At 75.3% G+C, this 19,182-nt stretch carries 15 protein-coding genes; 9 read left to right on the plus strand and 6 right to left on the minus strand.

Annotated features, from left to right (window positions below):
* Positions 1 to 217: 217 nt before the first annotated feature.
* The gene (locus ACWEFJ_RS30445) at positions 218 to 1,423 is read right to left on the minus strand and encodes a GDSL-type esterase/lipase family protein (protein ID WP_449715811.1); all 1,206 of its coding nucleotides are present in this window, start codon (positions 1,421 to 1,423) and stop codon (positions 218 to 220) included.
* A gap of 205 nt (positions 1,424 to 1,628) precedes the next feature.
* On the opposite strand from ACWEFJ_RS30445, the gene ACWEFJ_RS30450 reads away from it, so the two are divergent.
* From ACWEFJ_RS30450 to ACWEFJ_RS30460, 3 genes are read left to right on the plus strand one after another with little or no spacing between them, the layout of a single operon-like run.
* A complete protein-coding gene (locus ACWEFJ_RS30450; RefSeq protein ID WP_449715812.1) occupies positions 1,629 to 2,930 on the plus strand; it encodes an ABC transporter substrate-binding protein in 1,302 nt (433 codons plus the stop codon).
* Between the two features lie 4 nt (positions 2,931 to 2,934).
* Positions 2,935 to 3,837, plus strand: coding sequence for a carbohydrate ABC transporter permease (locus tag ACWEFJ_RS30455; protein ID WP_449715813.1), 903 nt, complete (start codon positions 2,935 to 2,937; stop codon positions 3,835 to 3,837).
* Complete coding sequence (locus ACWEFJ_RS30460; protein ID WP_449715814.1) at positions 3,834 to 4,649, plus strand: carbohydrate ABC transporter permease; 816 nt, start codon at positions 3,834 to 3,836, stop codon at positions 4,647 to 4,649. The genes ACWEFJ_RS30455 and ACWEFJ_RS30460 overlap by 4 nt, the downstream gene beginning before the upstream one ends.
* On the opposite strand, the gene ACWEFJ_RS30465 is transcribed toward ACWEFJ_RS30460, so the two are convergent.
* Together ACWEFJ_RS30465 and ACWEFJ_RS30470 are read right to left on the minus strand one after the other, a co-directional pair.
* On the minus strand, positions 4,630 to 8,988 hold the full coding sequence (locus ACWEFJ_RS30465; protein WP_449715815.1) for an HAD-IC family P-type ATPase: 4,359 nt from the start codon (positions 8,986 to 8,988) through the stop codon (positions 4,630 to 4,632). The genes ACWEFJ_RS30460 and ACWEFJ_RS30465 overlap by 20 nt on opposite strands.
* Before the next feature lie 73 nt (positions 8,989 to 9,061).
* Positions 9,062 to 9,436 (minus strand): ATP-binding protein, encoded by a 375-nt coding sequence (locus ACWEFJ_RS30470; RefSeq protein WP_378090771.1) that lies wholly within the window; start codon positions 9,434 to 9,436, stop codon positions 9,062 to 9,064.
* A gap of 183 nt (positions 9,437 to 9,619) precedes the next feature.
* Between ACWEFJ_RS30470 and ACWEFJ_RS30475 the strand changes: the two genes are divergently transcribed.
* The 5 genes from ACWEFJ_RS30475 (at position 9,620) to ACWEFJ_RS30495 (ending at position 14,167) form a co-directional block, all read left to right on the plus strand.
* A complete protein-coding gene (locus ACWEFJ_RS30475) occupies positions 9,620 to 10,036 on the plus strand; it encodes a hypothetical protein (RefSeq protein WP_449715816.1) in 417 nt (138 codons plus the stop codon).
* A gap of 165 nt (positions 10,037 to 10,201) precedes the next feature.
* Entirely contained in the window at positions 10,202 to 10,777 is a 576-nt protein-coding gene (locus tag ACWEFJ_RS30480; RefSeq protein ID WP_378090769.1) for a QsdR family transcriptional regulator, read from the plus strand.
* A 106-nt stretch (positions 10,778 to 10,883) separates the two neighbouring features.
* Entirely contained in the window at positions 10,884 to 12,239 is a 1,356-nt protein-coding gene (locus ACWEFJ_RS30485) for an alpha/beta hydrolase domain-containing protein (RefSeq protein ID WP_449715817.1), read from the plus strand.
* Positions 12,236 to 13,570, plus strand: coding sequence for a hypothetical protein (locus ACWEFJ_RS30490; protein ID WP_449715818.1), 1,335 nt, complete (start codon positions 12,236 to 12,238; stop codon positions 13,568 to 13,570). Before ACWEFJ_RS30485 ends, ACWEFJ_RS30490 begins: the two co-directional genes overlap by 4 nt.
* Before the next feature lie 18 nt (positions 13,571 to 13,588).
* Complete coding sequence (locus ACWEFJ_RS30495; RefSeq protein WP_449715819.1) at positions 13,589 to 14,167, plus strand: hypothetical protein; 579 nt, start codon at positions 13,589 to 13,591, stop codon at positions 14,165 to 14,167.
* A gap of 10 nt (positions 14,168 to 14,177) precedes the next feature.
* Here the strand turns inward: ACWEFJ_RS30495 and ACWEFJ_RS30500 are convergent, their stop codons facing one another.
* Together ACWEFJ_RS30500 and ACWEFJ_RS30505 are read right to left on the minus strand one after the other, a co-directional pair.
* Positions 14,178 to 15,584, minus strand: coding sequence for an amidohydrolase (locus tag ACWEFJ_RS30500; RefSeq protein ID WP_449715820.1), 1,407 nt, complete (start codon positions 15,582 to 15,584; stop codon positions 14,178 to 14,180).
* A gap of 110 nt (positions 15,585 to 15,694) precedes the next feature.
* Complete coding sequence (locus ACWEFJ_RS30505; protein WP_449715821.1) at positions 15,695 to 16,537, minus strand: AGE family epimerase/isomerase; 843 nt, start codon at positions 16,535 to 16,537, stop codon at positions 15,695 to 15,697.
* Positions 16,538 to 16,646: 109 nt separating this feature from the next.
* Here ACWEFJ_RS30505 and ACWEFJ_RS30510 point away from each other — a divergent pair, with 109 nt between their 5' ends.
* Positions 16,647 to 17,522 carry an alpha/beta fold hydrolase gene (locus ACWEFJ_RS30510; protein ID WP_449715822.1) on the plus strand — a complete coding sequence of 292 codons (876 nt, stop codon included), beginning with the start codon at positions 16,647 to 16,649 and terminating at the stop codon, positions 17,520 to 17,522.
* Positions 17,523 to 17,560: 38 nt separating this feature from the next.
* On the opposite strand, the gene ACWEFJ_RS30515 is transcribed toward ACWEFJ_RS30510, so the two are convergent.
* A complete protein-coding gene (locus ACWEFJ_RS30515) occupies positions 17,561 to 18,766 on the minus strand; it encodes an extracellular catalytic domain type 1 short-chain-length polyhydroxyalkanoate depolymerase (protein WP_449715823.1) in 1,206 nt (401 codons plus the stop codon).
* Between the last annotated feature and the right edge of the window lie 416 nt (positions 18,767 to 19,182).

Here is a 19,182-nt window from a genome sequence, read left to right on the forward strand (position 1 = left end):
CCGCCATGGCGTGGTTCCTCCCGGTCGGTGATCGGTGACACCCCCAACCTAGGTGGCCGCGCTGTTCGCGGGCAAGGAAAAGCGCTCGTCCACTCTCGACGTTCCGCTCCGGGTCGGGCTACGAAACTTTTGCGTGACAACGCTTCCCGCGCACCGGCCGCTCCGCGTCCCAGGTGGACACGCCGAGCCGGTCGGCGCAGGGCGCCACCGGCGCGCGTCACCGGGCGAACAGCCCCAGCGGCACGGCGTCCGCGAGCGCCTGGTAGCCCGCCGGGCCGAGGTGCAGGTGATCGCCCTCGTCGTAGGCGGCGAGGAGGCGTCGCGGCTCCTCCGGGTCGCGCACCGCCGCGTCGAAGTCCAGGACCGCGTCGAACGCGCCACCACCGCGGATCCACTCGTTGACCGCTCGCCGGGAGGCGTCGCGGAGGCCGTCCGGGTCGTCGTACGCCTCGTTGCCGCCCAACGGGGCCAACGTCGCCCCGTACACCTTGATGCCGTGCGCGTGGGCGCGCACCACGATCTGCTCGTAGGCCGCGCAGAGGTCTTCGACGAGCTGCTCCTGGGCCTCCGGTGTCGCCTCGGCGGTGCACAGGTCGTTGATCCCCTCGAACACCACGAGCCACGCCACGCCGGTCTGGGCCAGCACGTCCCGGTCCAGCCGGGCCAGCGCGGCCTGCCCGATCCCGTCGCTGAGCACGCGGTTCCCGCCCGTGCCCTGGTTGAGCACGGCGACGTCGGTGGTGGCCGGGTCGGACCGCAGCCGCGCCGACAGGCGGTCGGGCCACCGGTCGTTGCCGTTGGTGGTGGAGCCCCGGCCGTCGGTCAACGAGTCGCCCAGCGTCACCACCGCCGCGGCGGGGCGCTGCGACCACACCTCGATGCCGCTCAGGAAGTACCAGTGGTCGGTGGTCGACGCGCCGGGCAGGTCGTCGGCCTCCACGTGGTCGCCCGCGGCCAGGTACGACGTCGTCCGCGAGCCGGGGTGCGAGGTGACGAGGTCGGACGCCTGCCCGTCCGCGAGGTGCACCGTCACGGTCAGGTTCGCCTCCGGTCCGACGGCGAAGTCCAACGGGTCGGACACGACCTGCGCGCCGACCGGCACCACCACGCCCCTCCTCCCGCGGAACGTGACGGGACGGCTCGAACCGGGCACCACCGCGCCGACCCCGGCGCGTCCCCCGGCCGGCAGCGCCACGGACACGGCGGTGATGGGCAGCACCGCGCCGCCGAACGCGTTGGAGAACCTCAACCGCAGCCGGTCCCCGCCGATCGACACGCGCGCGGTCTGGCGCAGGGTGGCGTCGACCAGCACCCCGCCGGGCCCGGTGAACGGCGCGGGCGGCAGGTCGTCGGGGGCCGCCCGCTGCGGCGCGGACACCCACGTGTGCACCCAACGGCCGACGGGTGGTGCGCTGGAGTTCATGGCTGGGTCGCCTCCCCGGTCAGTCGGTGTGACGGCCCGATTCTGGTGCAACGCGCCGGTCGGTCCGGCCCTGGGTGCGGCACGCCTTGCGCCAACCGGGCGACCCCGGTGTGACGGGACGCCCGAGCGGGAACCGACCCGGTGACGTCGCCGGCGACCTCGGCGGACCGATCTCGTGCGCGGCGTCCGGGCGGGGGGAGGCGGCATGCGGTGGCTCCTGGTCACGTTGCTCCTGGTGGCGGGTGGCTGCGGCGGCCTCGGCTCCCGGTCCCCCGACGCCCTGGTCACCATGGGGTTCGGCCTGCCGGACGAGCACGCGACCGCCCGCGTGGCGGTGTTCCGCGCGGCCAACCCCGACGTCGACCTGCGGATCGGCGAGGGCGCGTTCGACGAGCAGCAGTTCCTGTCCTCGGTCGCCGCGGGCGACCCGCCGGACCTCGTCTACGCCGACCGCCGCAAGCTCGGCGGGTACGCGGCGCGCGGCGCGGTGCAGTCCCTGGACGGGTGCGTGCGCGAGCACGGCGTGGACCTCGGCCGGTTCCGGGAGGCGGCGCTGCGCCAGGTGACCTACCAGGGCGAGGTCTTCGGGTTGCCGGAGTTCTCCAGCGTCCGGCTCCTGATCGTCAACAACCCGGTCGTGCGCGCGGCGGGCCTGGACCCGGCGTCGCTGTCCACGGCCGACTGGGGCGGGTTGGGCGGCCTGGCCGACCGGTTGGCGAGGGTGGCGGGCGGCCGGGTGGAGCGCATCGGCTTCGACCCGAAGGTGCCGGAGTTCCTGCCGCTGTGGGCCAAGGCGAACGGCGCGGAGCTGGTCGGTCCGGGCGCCCGGCTCGACGACCCGCGCGTGGTCGAGGCGGTCCGCGTCACCACCGACCTGGTGGCCCGGCAGGGCGGGTGGGCGTCGTTCAAGGCGTTCCGGGACACCTTCGACCAGTTCGGCGCGAACAACCAGTACGTGACCGGGCAGCTCGCGGCCATGCCCATGGACTCCTGGTACCTCAACACGCTGGCGACCAACTCCCCCGACGTCGACGTGACGATCGCGCCGTTCACCGACCGCGAGGGCCGGGCGCTGACCGAGTCGGGCGGGCAGGCGTGGGCGATCCCGAAGGGCGCGCGGCACCCGGATCTGGCCTGCCGCTTCCTGGTCACGATGACCGACACCGCGACGTGGGTGACGGCGGCGACGGCGCGCCGGGACGCGCTGGCCAAGGCCGGACGCCCCTATGGCGGCACGTTCACCGCCGACCGGGAGGCCGACGAGCGCATCTTCCGCGAGGTGTTCGACCCCAGGGGCAACCCGGTCCTGGCCCGTGGCGTGCCGGTGGTGCTGTCGTTGCAGGACAAGGCATTCTCGCTGCCGCCGAGCCCGGCCGCGAGCGAGCTGGTGCGGGCGTGGGAGGGGGCGGTGAACCGGGTGCTGGTCGGTCGGCAGGGACCGGAGGAGGCGATGGCGCAGGCGCAGCGGGAGGCGGAACGGGCGCTGAAGCGGGTCGGCGGGAGGTAGGGCCGTGGCGGTGAGCGCGCGCGAGTCGCGGGCGGGGTGGCTGTTCCTGCTGCCCTGGGTGGTCGGGTTCCTGGCGTTCACCGCCGGGCCCATGCTGTTCAGCCTCTGGCTGTCGATGACGCACTACGACATGCTCAAGCCTCCGACGTTCATCGGCCTGGAGAACTACCGGGAGGCGTTGGACGACGAGCGGGTCGGCACGGCGTTGTGGAACACGGTGTTCTTCACCGCCCTGCACGTGCCGTCCCAGATCGTGCTCGCGCTGGGCCTGGCGGGGCTGCTGCGCCGGGCGGGCCGGGCGGGCGGGTTCTTCCGCACGATCCTCTACCTGCCGGTGATGACGCCGCCGGTGGCGTTGGCGGCGATGTTCCTGCTGCTGCTCAACGGGCAGCACGGCGCGGTGAACGCCGTCCTGGGCTGGTTCGGTTTCCAGGGCCCGAACTGGACCACCGACCCGGTGTGGATCAAGCCCGGCCTGGTGGTCATGAGCCTGTGGACGGTCGGCAGCACGGCGGTGCTGTACCTGGCCGCGTTGACCAGGGTGCCGGTCGAGCGGTACGAGGCCGCGCGGCTGGACGGCGCGAGCCCGTGGCGGCAGTTCCGGCACGTGACGCTGCCCGCGATCAGCGGCACGGTCTACTTCACCGTCGTGGTCAACACCATCGCGTCGTTGCAGGTGTTCACCGAGGCGTACGCGATGTTCTTCGGCGCGCGGGCCAAGCAGTCGGCCGAGGGCGACGCCGCGCTGTTCTACGTCATCCACCTGTTCCAGGAGGCGTTCGGGTCGCTGCGGATGGGGTACGCGTCGGCGCTGGCGTGGGGCCTGTTCGCGGTGATCGCGGTCATCACGGTGGTGCAGGTGCGCCTGTCGCGCCGGTACGTGCACTACGAGGGTGAGCAGTCGTGAAGCGCCTCGGGGTGTGGGCGGGGCTGCTCGTCGTCACGGCGGCGTTCGGCTACCCGTTCTGGTGGCTGGTCGGCGCGTCGCTGAAGGACCGCGCGCACGTGTTCGACAACGCGCTGCTGCCCCGGCCGTTCTCGCCGGGCAACTACGTCGAGGTGTGGCGGGCGGTGCCGCTGCTGACGTGGATCGGCAACAGCGTCGCGGTGGGGCTCGCGGCCGCCGCGGCGGCCACCCTGACGAGCGCGCTGGTGGCGTTCGGCTTCGCGATGTTCCGCTTCCCCGGTCGGGACCTGCTGTTCGGCGTGGTGCTGGCGACGATGATGCTGCCCGGCGCGGTGACGATGGTGCCGGTGTACCTGGAGTGGCACGCGCTGGGCCTGGCCACCACCCAGATCCCCCTGTGGGCGCAGAACCTGTTCGGCTCGGCGTTCTACATCTTCCTGCTGCGCCAGTTCTTCCTCGGCCTGCCGCGCGAGGTGTTCGACGCGGCGAAGGTCGACGGCGCGAGCGCGTGGCGGCTGTTCACGTCGATGGGGCTGCCGCTGGCGAAGCCGGGCCTGGTCGTGGTGTTCGTGTTCGAGCTGAAGGCCGCGTGGACGGACCTGGTCAAGCCGTTGATCTACCTGCGGGACCCCGAGCTGTACACGGTGCCGCGCGGGTTGAAGGCGGTGCTGGACCGGTTCGGCGAGGGCGGCGAGGAGCAGTGGGAGCTGGTGCTGGCCGCGAGCACCATCGCGACCGTGCCGATGGTGCTGCTGTTCCTGGTCGCGCAACGGCACTTCGTGCGCGGCACGGTCACCCAGCACGTCGAGTGACCAGCGGGTCGAGCAGCAGGCCGAGGGCGTTCGCCCCGGTCGCGGCGGCCAGGGCGATGCCCCAGCCGACCGGGCCCAGCGGCGTGCAGCCGAAGAACCGGCTGACGCCGGGTGTCTGGATCACGGCGGCGAGCGCGGCGGCCGAGCCGAGGCTCGCGGCCAGCACCGCGCGGTCCGCCCCGCCGGTCAGCAGGGTCTGGCCGAGCTGCGTGCCGACGAGCGCGGCCAGCGCCACGGTGCCGGCCCGGCGGGCGCGGCCGGTGAGGCGGGCCGCCGTCCACGCCGCCGTCGCGCCGACCGTGGTGGTGATCGCGCGGGCGGTGATGTCCCGGGTCAACGCGCTGCCCAGCGACGAGGTCGGTCCCTCGCGCAGCAGGTCGGGCACGGACTCGCGGGCGGGCCTGCTCAACGCGATGGCGAGGGCCGGCGCGAGGTCGGTCAGCAGGTTCACCAGCAGCAACTGCCGGGCGGTCAGCGGCGACCGGCCGGTGAGGGCCGAGCCGAGCACGCTGAACGCGATCTCGCCGAGGTTGCCGCCGAGCAGGATGGCCAGCGCCTCGCGCACCGACGCCCACATGGCCCGTCCCTCGACCAGCGCGGCGATGATCGTGTCCAGCCGGTCGTCGGTGACCACCAGGTCGGCGGCGGCGCGGGCGGCGGGCGTGCCGCGCCGGCCCAGCGCGATGCCGACGTCGGCGAGCCGGATCGCGGGCGCGTCGTTCGCGCCGTCGCCGGTCATCGCGACCACCCGGCCCAGCCGCCGGTAGCCCTCGATGATCCGCACCTTCTGGGCGGGCGTGCAGCGGGCGATCACGTCCACGGTCGGCAGCAGGGCGTCCAGCTCGTCGTCGTCCAGCCCGTCGAGCCGCGCGCCCGTCACCACGGTCAGGTGCGCGCCGCCGCCGACCTCGCCGGCGATCGCCTCGCCCGTGGCGGGGTGGTCGCCGGTGAGCATCACGATCCGCACGCCCGCCTCGCGCAGCTTCGCCGCGGCGGGCGGCGCGCCGTCGCGCACGGGGTCGGCCAGCGCGAGGAAACCGAGCAGCTCCAGGCCCTCTACGTCGTCGTCGGTGACCGCGTCGCCCGTGAACCCGGTGCGCTCGGCGACGGCCAGCACCCGGTGGCCGCGGCCGGCCAGCAGCCGCACCCGCTGCTCCAGCCGCCGCAGCCGGTCCGGGTCGACGTCGCAGCGCGGCAGCACGGTCTCCGGCGCGCCCTTCACGCTCAGCACCCGCCGCGCGCCCACCCGGCCGACGGTCGCGTGGTAGCCGCGCGACGGTTCGAACGGCAGCGACTCGGCCGGGGCCCAGCCGCGCGCGCCGGTGGTCGCGGTGACGCGGGCGCGGCGTGCGCCCTCCAGCACCGCCCGGTCGGTCTGGTGGGCCAGTTCCCCCGGGTCGTCGGCGGCGGGGGTGGCCCGGACGGCGGCGGCCAGGACGCGGCGCAGCTCGTCGTTCAGCCGGTCGAGCGCGGCGCCGCGGCGGCCGTTGTCGACCCGGCTCACGGTCAGCCTGCCCTCGGTCAGCGTGCCGGTCTTGTCGAAGCACAGCACGTCCACGCGGCCGAGGGCTTCGATCGTGCGCGGGTTGCGGACCAGCGCGCCGTGCTCGGCCAACCGGCGCGCGGCGGCCAGTTGGGCCGCGTTGACCAGGAACGGCAGCCCTTCGGGCACCGAGGCGACCGCGAGGTTCACCGCCGCGCCCATGCTCTGCCGCAGCGGCACGCCCCGCAGCAGCCCCGCGCCGGCGACGGCCGCCGCCGAGCCGAGCGCGACGGGCAGGGCCTTGCGGGTCAGCTCGGCCAGCCGGGCCTCCACGCCGGTGGTGGGCGCGTTGCGGCGGGCTGCCGCCATCCCCCGGCCGACCTCGGTGGCGTCGCCGGTCGCGACGACCACGGCCAGCGCCTCGCCGGCGGCGATCGTGGTGCCCTCGTAGAGCATGGACGCGCGGTCGGCCACGTCCGCGGCCACCACCGGCGCGGGGTCCTTGGCCACCGGCAGCGACTCGCCGGTGACCGACGACTCGTCCACTTCGAGGCCGTCGCCGTCGAGCAGCCGGCAGTCCGCGGGCACCACGTCGCCCGGCGTCAGCCGCACCACGTCGCCGCGCACCAGCCCGTCCGCGGTCACCTCGCGGTCGCGGCCGTCGCGCACGACGGTGGCGCGCACCGCGGACCGGCCGAGCAGGGTGGCCAGCGCCCGGTCCGTGACGACCTGCTGCACGCTGCCGATCAACGCGGAGACGCCCACCACGCCGGCGACCAGGGCCGCGTCGACCGGGGAGCCCACCGCCGCCGACACGGCCGCGCCGCCCGCGAGGACCGGGGTCAGCGGGTTGGCCAGCTCGGCCAGGAACGCGCTGCCCAGGCTCGTGCCGACGGCCTGCCGCCCGGTGGACGTGCCCAGCCTGCGGCCGGCCTCGGCCTCGGTCAGCCCGTCGCGGCCGGAGCCGAGGCGGTCCAGCACGGCGGCCGCCGGCATCAGGTGCCAGGGTTGCGCGGTGGCCGGCGCGACCGCCGCGGCCCGGCCGGCGGACAGCCGCTTCGCCCGCCACACGCCGTCCGCGAACGCGAGGGCCGCCGCGCCGTCGACCGCCTGCGCCGCGCTGCGGGCGGGTTCCGGGCCGCGGGTGCCCAACGCGCCGACCGCGCCGACGCAGGCGGACGCGCGGGCGAGCACGATCCCGTCCCGGGCGACCCGGCGGGCCGCCGGCACCGCCTCGACCAGCAGCACCGCCGCGTCCAGGTCGCGGACGACGACGTGCGCGCCCCACGGCGGCGGGTCGCCGTCGTGGTGCACGCCGACGCCGCAGTCCGCCGAGCCGAGCGCCCGGCGGTGGGCGGACACCAGCAGCACCACGTGCCCGTCGCCCTGGAGCTCGCGGACCGCGCCGACCAGGCCCCTGCCGGACGGGACGACGCCGTCGGCGGACCGGACCGACGCGTGGTCGCGATCCGTGGCCACGACCACGCGCAGCCCGGCCTCCCGGGCGGCCGCCGTGAGCGCGTCCACGGCGGGCGGGGTCTCGACGTCGACCGCCAGCACGGCCAGCAGCCGCCGTCCCCGGGTCAGCCCGAGCACGGCCGCGTGGGCCGCCAGGCGGCGTTGTTCGCGCGTGCCCCGTCGCCCGTGCGGGTCGAGCCGGTCGACCGGGCCGATGGCCCACTCGCCGTCCTCGCGCACGGCTGCGGGGTCCGCGGGGTCGAACAGGGCGAACGCCCGTTCGGCGGCTTCGGCGGGCGACGTGCCCGGCAGCGGCACGAGGTCGGTGAGCGCCGACCGGCCCGGACCGAACGCGGTCTCGTCGAGCACGAGGACGTCCACCGCGTCCAGCCGGCGCAGCGCCGAGCGCTCCATCACCAGCGCGTTGCGGGTGGCCAGCACCCGGCCGAGCTGCGCGGCGAACGCGGCCTGCCCGACCGCCGGGGCCTTCGGCAGGCTCGCCACGCCGAGCGCGGCGGCCCGGCGCGGCCCCGTAAACGGCAGCGCGCCGACCACCGCCGCCGCGCCCGCGGCCAGCGACCGCCGAGCGTGGCGGTCCACCGGGCTCTCGGGCAGCGGGCGGGGCCGCTCGACCACGACGGGCTCGGCCGCCGCGTCGTCCGGGCCCTTGATCAGGTCGGCCTCGGCCGCGCACCAGGCCCGTTCGTGGGCGCGCACCTCGCGCCACTGCTCCACGCGTTGGGCGACGTCCAGCAACGTGCTCTGGCTGCGCGAGGCGAGGCCGTGCGCGATGGCGGCGAGCACCGACGTGGCGGTGTCGGCGCGCTCCCGGCCCCGCAGCCGGCCGGCGGCCCGGTCCCGCAGACCCGGGTGCAGGTCGACGGCCCCGATCACCGCGGCCGGCTCGGCGGGGAGCGGCGCCCACGGGACGAGCCTGGTGACGGCGGCCAGTGCCAGGCCGGCGGCGTCGACCGCCAGGGTGGGCAGCAGGCGGGTGCCCTTGAGCCCGTCCGCCGGGTGGTGCAGCTCGTCCTCGACCAGGCGCTCGTCCTCGGTGTCGGGCTCGGCCTCGGCCTGCCGCACCAGCGCGACCAGCTCCTCCGTGGGCGGCGCGGGGTCGGTGACGGCCACGATCACGCGGGCGGACGGGGCGTTGACGCGGGCCCACCGCACGCCGGGGTGGTCCTCCAGGACCCGTTCGACCCGTTCGGCCACCTGCCCGCCGCGCGGGCCGTGCACGCCGTGCGCCTCGATGTGCAGGCGTCCCGGGCACGACCACACCCGGCGGCGGTCGCGGCGCAGCACCGCGGCCTGCTCCAGCGGGGCGAGGGCGAGCCCGACCAGTCCCTTCGCGATGCCGCCCGCGGCGCGCACGGGGTCGATGCCGAGGAGTTCCACCGTGCCTGTCTTCCCGACCGGGTGGCCCCGCATGCGGCCGCGGCCGGAGCACCACCCGACCGGGTCGGGAAGATCAGTCGGCGAACACCAGCTCGGCCCACACGGTGGTGGACGGCCCCTGCGTCAGCACGCCCCAGCGCTCGGACAGCCCGCCGACCAGGAGCAGGCCGGCCGCCGACGACCAGGGCGCGGCGCCGCGGAGCGCGCGGTCGCGGACGCTCACGACCAGGGCCTCGCGCCACCGGTCGAGCACGAGTTCGAGCACGTAGGGCGGGGACCCGTGCCGTCGGGCGTTGTCGAACAGCTCGCCGACCACGACGCCGACCAGCAGCACGTCGAACGGCGGCCACCCCTCCAGCCGCTCGCGCAGCCACCGCGCGACCTCGTCGGGCGAGACCCGGTCCCCGTCCTGGACGACGAGGACCGCCGTGTCCTGATCGGCCGCCACGCCGACCAGCGTCCCACCACCGGGCCCGCGCGCACCTGACGACTGCCTTGCGATTTCCGGACGCGCCGTGCCGGAGCGGTCCCGGAACGTCACCGGATTCCCGAGGGCTGACCTCGTAAAACGAGAGGTTGATAACATCGCGTCACGGCCATCACGCGCCGTCCGCTCGGCAAGGATGGCACGGTGACCAAGGCACAGAGAATCGCAGCGGCGTGGGCGGGCCTGCCCGCGTCGGAGTTGACCGACCAGGTCCGCCTCCTGGTGAAGGCCCGGGACGCGGCCGCGCGCGCCGTCTGGTCCGCGGTGCGCGAGGACCCGGTGATCGCCGCGCGGGTGCGCGGGGCGCTGGCGGGGTTGAAGGCGGAGTACCGCGGTCACCGCGACGAGGCCATGTGGTTGATGTGGATCGGCCAGGTCCAGCAGCAGCTGGCCGTGCAGGCGGTCGCCGCGCCCGTCGCGGAGCCGGTCGTCGAAGAGGTCGTGCCCGAGCCGGAGCCGGTGGTCGCGCAGTGGGTGCCGCAGCCGGCCCCGACGTCCCCGCGCCCGGTCGGCGACGCGCCGCCGGTGCTGTTCCAGGAGCCGGCCCCGTCCGCGAACTGACCGCCCTCCGAAGTGACAGCGCCCCGAAGTGACCGCCCGCCGCACTGACCGCCCGCCGAAGTGACAGCCCGCCGGCGGTGATCACCGGCACGGCCCTCGCCTCGGGTCCGCCCCGGGCGCGATGATGCCCGTGTGGGCCGGACGGACGGGCCGGCGGGAGCGGGGGTGGCCGTGGGCTCGACCGGCGCCCGGCGGGTGGTGAGCCGGGACCAGGTGGTGGTCGGCGCGTGCCGGTTCTTCCTCCGGCACGGACACGTCGACATGGAGGCGTTGGCGGCCGGCCTCGCGATCAGCCGCGCGACGCTGTACCGGGTCGTGCACAGCCGCGACGGGCTGCTGGCCGACGTCCTGTGGGCGCTCGCGGACCGGTTGCTGGCCCGCGCCCGCGAGGAACGCACCCGCGGCGGTGTCGAAGGCGTCCTGGAGGTCACCCGGCGGTTCGTGGCCGAGCTGCGCGCGGCCGCGCCGTTCCGCGCCTTCCTGCGCCGGGAACCGGACACCGCGGCACGCGTGCTGTTCCACGCCTCCGCCGGCGTGCACCGGCGCGCGGTGTCGGCCCAGAAGGACATCCTGCTCGAAGTGGACGGCGGGCCGTGGTCGGCGGCCTCGCTGGACCAGGTGGCGTTCCTGTACGTGCGCATCGTCGAGTCCGCCCTGTACGCCGAGCTGCTGACCGGCGCGCCGCTGGACCCCGACCTCGCCGAGACGGCCGCCCGGACCGTGCTGCTCCAGCACCGCTGACCGGCGCTGCGACGGCGGTCTCACGATCCCCGCGCGTCCTGGTGCGGGCCGTGCGCGGCCGGCTACGGTCGGCGATGCCCCATCCCCCATCGCTGTGGGAGCCGGTATGCCCCCTTCCCCCTGGCGTCGCGTCGGACTGGCCGCGGCCGTCCTCGGCCTGCTGCTGCCGACCTCCGTCCCCGCCTCCGCGTCCACCGGTCCGGCGCCGCACGTGGTCGGCCCGCTGCCCGGGACCGTGCCGGGCGACCGGCTCGCCGACCGGATCGAGGACACCTACCCGTTCTTCGCCACGACCTACGACCTCGCCGCCGCCGGGTACGTCGAGCAGGAGTTCCACCTGTCCGGCACGGCCGACGGCTTCGCCCCCGACGGCACGCGGGTCGCGACCGGCGTGCCCTACACGACCAGGGTGATCGTCCGCCGCCCGGCGAGCGCCCGGCACTTCTCCGGCACCACGCTGGTCGAGTGGCAGAACGTCACCGCCGGATACGACCTCGACGCGCTGTGGCACGCCGAGTCCGTCGTCCGCGCCGGTCACGCCTGGGTCGGCGTGTCCGCGCAGCGGGTCGGCGTCGACCGGCTCCGCGCGTGGAGCCCCGCCCGGTACGGCGGCCTGGACGTGACCGGTGGCGGCCGGTTCACCGCCGACGAGCTGTCCTACGACGTGTTCACGCAGGCCGGCCGGGCGGTCTCGAGCGGCGCGGTGACGGGCGGGCTGCGGACCGGGACGTTGCTGGCCATCGGCGCGTCCCAGTCCGCCGCCCGGATGACCGTGCTGTACGACCGCGTGCTGCCCCACCAGCAGCCGGTGTTCGACGGGTACGGCTTCATCGTCGGCACGGCCCCGAGCCGGGTCGGCGCGGAACCCGTCTTCCAGGTGCTGTCGGAGACCGACGTGCGGACCGCGCAGCGCCCGGCCGACACGGACCGGTTCCGCCGGTGGGAGGTCGCGGGCGCGGCGCACTCCGGCTACGAGGGCCAGGCGTACCGCGCGCCCCTCTCCGAGCGCGACCTGGGCGGCGCGCCACAGTACGACTGCGACCGCCCGCCGTTCAGCCGGGTGCCGATGCACCACGTCACCGCGGCCGCGTACGACCACCTGCGCCGGTGGGTCGAGCGCGGCACGCCGCCGCCGACCGCCCGGCCGCTGGAGTTCGAGGCGGACGGCGTGACCAGGAAGCGCGACGCGCTCGGCCTCGCCCTGGGCGGCATCCGGCTGTCCCAGGTGGCCGCGCCTCGGGCGCTCAACACGGGCGACAACTCCGGCGAGACGTTCTGCCGGCTGTTCGGCACGCACGTGCCGTTCGACGCGGCCACGCTCGCCCGGCTCTACCCGACCCGCGGCGACCACCTGCGACAGGTGGTGGCGGCCGACCGCGGCAACGTGCGCGCCGGCTACCTGCAGCCGGCCGACGCGCGGCGGAACCTGGCCGACGCCCTGGCGATCGGGGGCGGGCGATGAGGATCCCGTCGGCGGCGCTCGCCCTCGCGCTCGCCCTCGCGCTCGCCCTCGTCCCGACCGTCGCGCCGGAGCCCGCCCGGGCCGACCCGCTCACGCCGATCGTGTTCGTGCACGGCCAGCAGGGCTCGGCGCAGCAGTGGCAGTCCAACGCCAAGCGGTTCTCCGGCAACGGTGTCCCGGACGCCCTGCTGCACGCCTACGAGTACGACACGAGCATCCCGACCAACGACCACGCCGTCGCCGGCCTCGAAGCGTTCGTCGCCGCGGTGAAGGCGCGGACCGGGGCGTCCCAGGTGGACGTGATCGCGCACTCCCGCGGCACGACGGTGCTGCACACGTACCTGTCCGACCCCGAACGGGCCGCGTCGGTGCGGAAGTACGTCAACGTGGACGGCCGGTCCAGCGCCGCCCTGCCCGGTGGCGTGCCGACGCTGGCGCTGTGGGGCAGCGCGCAGCCCACCGGGTCCATCGGCGGTGCGACGAACGTGTACCTGACGACGTTGGGCCACACCGAGACCACGACCTCGGCCGACGGGTTCGCCCCCATGTACCGGTTCCTGCGCGGCCGGCCCGCGCTCACCACACGCGTGGTGCCCGAGCTGCCCGCGCTGGTCCGGATCTCCGGCCGGGCCACGTACTACCCGCAGAACACCGGCGTCGAGGGCGTGGTGCAGGTCTGGGAAGTGGACAGCCGCACCGGCGCGCGGCTCGGCGGCCCGCGGCACGGCGTCCGCACCGGACCGGACGGCTCGTTCGGACCGCTGCCCGTCAACGGCCGCGCGCACCACGAACTGGTCGTGCTGCGCGACGGCGAACCGCCGCACCACCACTACTTCGAGCCGTTCGAGCGCAGCGACCGCTTCGTGCGGCTCCAGGTGTCCCGCCCCGGCGGCATCACCGACACCATCGACCGGTGCCCGACGCACAGCGCCCTGACCGTCGTCCGCAACCGCGAGTGGTGGTCCGACCAACCCGACCGCGACCGGCTGGAGCTGAACGGCGTGGACGTCCTCGGGCCGGCCGTCTCGCCGAAGCTGCGCCAGGTCCTCGCCGCGTTCCTGTTCGACGACAACTGCGACCGGGTCTCCACGCCCGGCGTCGTGCTGCCGCCGTTCACCACGCTGCCGTTCCTGACCGCGGTCGACGCCTACCTGCCGGCGCGGCCCGACGCCGCCGGCACGATCCGCGTCACCCAGGCCCCGCGCGGCGGCGAGGGCCGGACGCGCACGATCGCGGTGCCGAACTGGCCGTCGGACACCCACTCCGTCACCGTGCAGTTCAAGGACTACCTCGACGGCGCAACCGGGGGGTGGTCCGCAGCGTCCCCTTGATCGGCGGAAGGGGGTGCGATGGTCGCACGCGTGCCGCGATGGCCGTCCCCGTGGTGGACGGCCGTCGCGGCGTCGGCGCCGGCGGTGCTCCTGGTGTGGGCGTCCGCCCCACCCGGCGGCTACTTCGTGCTCACGGTGCTCGCGTTGGCGTGCTGGGGCGCGGTGGGTCTGGCGTGGCTCTTGACGAGCACCGTCGCGGTGCTGGCGCTGCCCCTGCCGCGACGGCGGCACGTCGCGCGGCTGTGGCCGTTCCTGCTGGCGCCGGCGCTGTCGGCGGCGAGCCTCACCGCCGCCGGCGGCGACGTGGCGCACCGGTTCGCGTTCGACGCGCACCGGGCGGCGCTCGAGGCGGTGGTCGCGGAGGCGGTCACGGCGCCGGAGCGGCCGATCCGCGATCGGCGGGTGGGGCTGTTCACCGTGGACGTGTCGACGGACGCCGCCAACGGGTGCACGTTGTTGGCCGTGGAGGACGCGGGCCTGCTCAACGAGACGGGGTGGGCCCACTGCCCCGACCGCGCGCCGGTCAGCGCCGGGGTGGACGGCTACAAGTATTGGCCGTCGGGAGGACCGTGGTACACGTACGTGTTCGACTGGTGAAGCGCTCCGGTCAGCCGGAGGTCAGCGCGGCCAGCGCCGCGTGCACCATGGTCCGCACGCCCACCGGCAACGCCCGCTCGTCCGGGCGGAACGTCGCCTGGTGCAGGTCGCCCTGCGGGCCCTCGCCCGACCACGTGCCCAGGCGACCGTACGAGCCGGGCACGTGCTCCAGGTACCAGCCGAAGTCCTCGCCGCCGGTGGACTGGGTGGTGGACGTGACGGCCTGCGGGCCGATCGCGGCGGCGACGGCGGCCTCCAGCAGGGCGGTGCTGGCCGGGTCGTTGTCCACCACGGGCACCGCGCGGACGTGGTCGAGCGCGAACCGCACGCCCGTCGGCCGCAGCAGCGAGCCGACGATCTCCTCCACCAGGGCGGGCAACTGGGCGTTGACCACGGGGTCGCCGGTGCGCAGCGTGCCGCGGAGGGTGCCCTCGCGCGGCGTGCCGCCGGGCGTCTCGGGCGCGTCCATCAGCCCCCACGCCAGCACGGTGCCGGACCGCGGGTCGACCCGGCGGGCGAGCATCGCGGGCAGCCCGGTCGCCACCACGCCCAGGGCGTGCACCACGTCGGCGCTCAACTCGTTGCGCCGGCCCGCGCCGCAGCCCGTGACCCGCAGCGCGAGCATGTCGCACGCCGAGGTGACCGGTCCGACCCTGATCCCGACCCGACCGACCGGCACCTTCGGGTCGCAGTGCAGGCCGAAGACGCGCTCCACGCCCTCGACCCCGCCGGCCGCGATCACGTCGTGCGCGCCGCCCGGCTCCTCCTCCGCGGGCTGGAACAGCAGCCGCACCCGGCCCGGCAGCTCCGGCGCGGACGCCAGGGCCGCCGCCGCGCCGAGCAGGACCGCGGTGTGCACGTCGTGGCCGCAGGCGTGCGAGACACCGGGCACGCGGGACGCGAACGGCTCCCCGGTCGCCTCGGCCACGGCCAGCGCGTCGATGTCGGCGCGCAGGGCGACGCAGCGCGGTCCGGTCCCCACCTCGCAGAGGACGCCGGTGCCGATGGGCAGCACGCGCGGTTCCAGGCCGAGGGAGCGCAGGACGTCCACGATCATCGCGGTGGTGCGGAACTCGGCGCGCATCGGCTCGGGGTGCGCGTGCAGGGCGCGCCGCCACGAGACCACGCGGGTGAGGTTCGCCGCGAGCCACTCGTCCAGCCACCGCGGGCCGCGCCCCTCCCCCGCGTCGGCCACCGGCACCGGGTCCTCGGCCGCCGTGCCGGGGAGGTCGGCCGTCACAGAAGACCAGGTCTCGGCCCCGGTGCCGACCGGGATCTCGGCCGCCGTGCCGGTCAGGACGTCGGCCGCCGACTCGGGCGGGAGGTCGGCCGCCGGGGCGGCTGCGACGTCGGCCTCCGCCGGGGTGGAGGGCGGCAGGAGGTGGTTCGCGGCGGATGTCCGCGCGACAGATGTCATGGTGGCTCGCCGTTCGTGCCAGGGCGTCGGGTCGCCTCGGGGAGCGACGCTTCGCTCGTGTCGCGGCCATCCTCGCCCACGCCGCGTGCAAGATCCACTGCGGTGGGTGGTTATCGCCCGATCGGTGGATGGCCGGCGTGGCGGACCCCGTGATCAGCCGGCCGCGGCGAGGCGCGACACCAGCTCCAGGCACAGGCGTCCGTTGTGGTAGCAGCACTTCCACATGCCCGCCGCCTCCAGGCGCAGCGGCACGTTGGCCGCCGGTCGCGGAAGATCCCGACCAGCTCCGCGACGCGCTCCGACACGGCCGGCGACGGGACGACGGCGTGGTAGGCGGTCAGCGCCTCGAGCACGTGCAGGTGGGTGTTCATGGTGATCTCGGCGGGCCGCCCCTCGGCCGGCAGGGCGTTCGGCTTCGCCGTCCAGGCCCGGTCGAACTGCTCCCGGTACGCGCCCCGCGCGGGGTCGAACCCGACGCCGGTCACGACCTCGTACACCTCGGTCGCCCTGGTCAGCGCGTCCCGGTCGCCGGTGGCGCGGTGGTACTCGCTCAACGCGTAGAGCGCGAACGCCTGGGCGTAGACGTGCTCGTCGGTGTCCGCCGGGGCGCCGGTCCGGTCGACCGACCAGAACACGCCGCCGTGCACGGCGTCGAGCAGGCTCCCGGTGACGAACCGGTACATGTGCCGCGCGGCGGCGAGGTAGGACGGGTCGCCGAAAGCCCGGTAGGCGGCGGAGAACGTCCACAGGTAGCGGCACGCCCGGACCGCGCCCTTGTCGGCCGCGCGGTCCACCACCAGGTCGGCGTCGGCGTGCCCGTGGATGCCGCCGTGCTCCCGGTCGGCCAGGCCGAGCCAGAACGGCAGCACGCGGTGCCGCAGCTCCGTCTCCGCCGGCCGCAGCTCGCGGTCGGTCGTCGCATCGCCGCCGGCACCCCTGAGCACAGCGCTCACCGGCACAACTTAACCGGTTTTGCTGCCCGTGACCCGACACCCGCGCCACGTCGAGGTGAGGGGGGCTCGGGTAGGTTGGCCGAGTCGATCAAGAACTCGGGGGTGTGCGGTGGCGGAACGCGTGGTCGAGGCGGGCGACGTCCGGCTGTGGAGCGAGGACCTGGGCGACCCGGCGGGCACGCCCCTGCTGCTGGTCATGGGCGCGAACGCGTCGTCCGCGGGCTGGCCGGACGGGTTCGTCGAACTGCTCGTGCGCGGTGGCTGCCGGGTCGTCCGCTACGACCACCGCGACACCGGGAAGTCCACCACGCGGCCGGCCGAGGGCGCGGGCTACGACGTCGGCGACCTCGCCCGCGACGCGGTGGCCGTGCTCGACGCGCACGGCGTGGACCGCGCCCACGTGGTGGGGGTGTCCCTGGGCGGCTTGATCGGCCAGTTGCTGGCGATCGACCACGCCGACCGCCTCCGCTCGCTCACCCTCGCCCTGACCGGCGCGCTCGACATGGGCAGCACCGGCGAGGCGCGCGACCAGGGCGAGCGCCTGGAGCGGATGATCGCGCTGGCCGAGCCGGGCGCGGACGAGGAGTCCGAGCTGGAGCGCCGGGTCGCGCTGTGGCGGGTGCTGCACGGCGACGTGCTGCCGTTCGACGCGGACGAGTACCGGGCGCTGGAGCGCCGCGCCATCGCGCACGCCGGCACGTTCCTCCCCGCCACCGGGCACGTGCGGCTGGCCTCCGTGCCGCTGCCGCACGGCGGGGACGCCCTGCGCGAGGTGCGGACCCCGGCCCTGGTCGTCCAGGGCACCGAGGACCCGTTCTTCCCGCCCGGCTTCGGCCGCCACCTGGCCGACGTGCTGCCCGACGCCCGGCTGCTGGAGGTGCCGGGCCTCGGGCACGCGTTGCCGTCCGCCGTGCACGGGGTGGTGGCGGACGCGATCCTCGACCACGTCCGCCGCCACGACTCCGGTCAGGCCCTGAGCCGGTAACGAACACCCCCGGAGGTTGCACCGCGTACGAAGTCGTGTCAGATCGCTGAACAGTCCGCCTTGTCGGTCCACTCCGCACCGCACCGGTAGAGCGCGAAAGGCGTGGAGTAGCCGTACCTCGCGCCGAGGGTGTTGTACTCGGTGACGTCGATCCGCTGGGCGACGTAGTGCGCGGTCGCCGTGGCGGTGACGACCTCGGTGTACGGCGGCCGGGACGTCGTGGTGGGGTTGCCGCCGCTCGTCGTGGTGGGGGTGGCGCCGCCGCCGTCGATGCCCCAGAAGCGGGCGAGGTGGTAGGCGGCGCACACGTTGACGTCCAGCATGTAGGCGGCCGTGCCGCCGCACTGGGTGGCGCCGGCGCCGGGGTCGACGGGCTGGCCGTGGTTCATGCCGGTGATCGAGTAGTGCTCGACCGTCCCGCCGTAGACGCGGTGCGGGTAACCCGCCACGGTGTCGCTGACGTCGGGGGTCTGGTCGGTGCCGTTGACGTTCGTCCACTGCTCGACCAGCTCCGTGCCGTTGAGGGGCCGGACGGTCGTGTCCGCGGCGCCGTGCCAGATCGACACCTTCGGGCGGGGACCGGAGTACGGGAAGGCCGCCCGCACCCGGTCGCCCCACTGCGCGGGCGTGAGGTCCGTGCCGGGGTTCATGCACCCGTAGGCGGCGGCCACGGTCGTGGCGCACTGGAACGGCAGCCCGGCGACGATGCCCCCGCCGGAGAACACGTCGGGGTAGGTGGCGAGCATGACGGCGGTCATCGCGCCACCGGCGGACAACCCGCTGACGTAGGCCGACGTCGCCCCGTTGTCCTGTTTGGCCTTGTCCACCATCTGCTTGATGGACAGCGCTTCCCCGGAGCCGCGGCGGGTGTCGCCGGGCTCGAACCAGTTGAAGCAGGAGTTGAGGTTGTTCTGCGACTTCTGCTGGGGCACCACGACGGTGAACTTCCACCGGTCGGCCAGTTGCAGCCAGCCGGTGGCCGGGCCGTACCCGGTGGCGTTCTGCGTGCAGCCGTGCAGGGCGACCACCACGGGGCGGCCCGCGGTCAGGCCGGCGGGCACGTAGCGGAACATCTGCAGGTTGCCGGGGTTCGAGCCGAACCCGGTGACCTCCTGCAACGTCGCGGCGGCGGCCGGGCGCGGCGACGCGAGGAGGGAGACGGCGGCGCCGGCCAGGGCGGCGAGCACCGCGACGAGGGTCGCGACGCGACGGCGGGCGGTCGGGGCAGGGCGACGGTCCGACATGGGCGCATCCTCCACGTTGAGTGATGGCGGTCACGTTCGTTACCGCGACGCTAGGAGTCCGCCGGGCCGCCCGTCCCTGGTGGCGCACGCCACTCTTGGGTCCGCGCAGGTGTGGAGGTACCACACCGCAGTCCGATACTTTCGAAACCCGCATCACGGAGTGCGATCAGTGCTGCTAGCGGCTCTACCTGCGGACTTCCGTCTCTATAGGTGAAGTCTTCTTCTTGACTCACTCGATCATCGGGCTTATTTTCCGAAAGCCTCACAAACCCATATCGCAACTTTCGATCGCCTCCGGTCGCGGTTGCCGCGGTTCGAGCCCTTGGAGGAAGTGATGTCCAGAACTGCTGTCACCGTCGCCGGCAGGCCGGTGACCCGTGGCGCGCGACGACGCCTGGCCGCGGCCCTGGCCGGCG

It is taken from the genome of Actinosynnema sp. NPDC004786, from assembly GCF_053601135.1.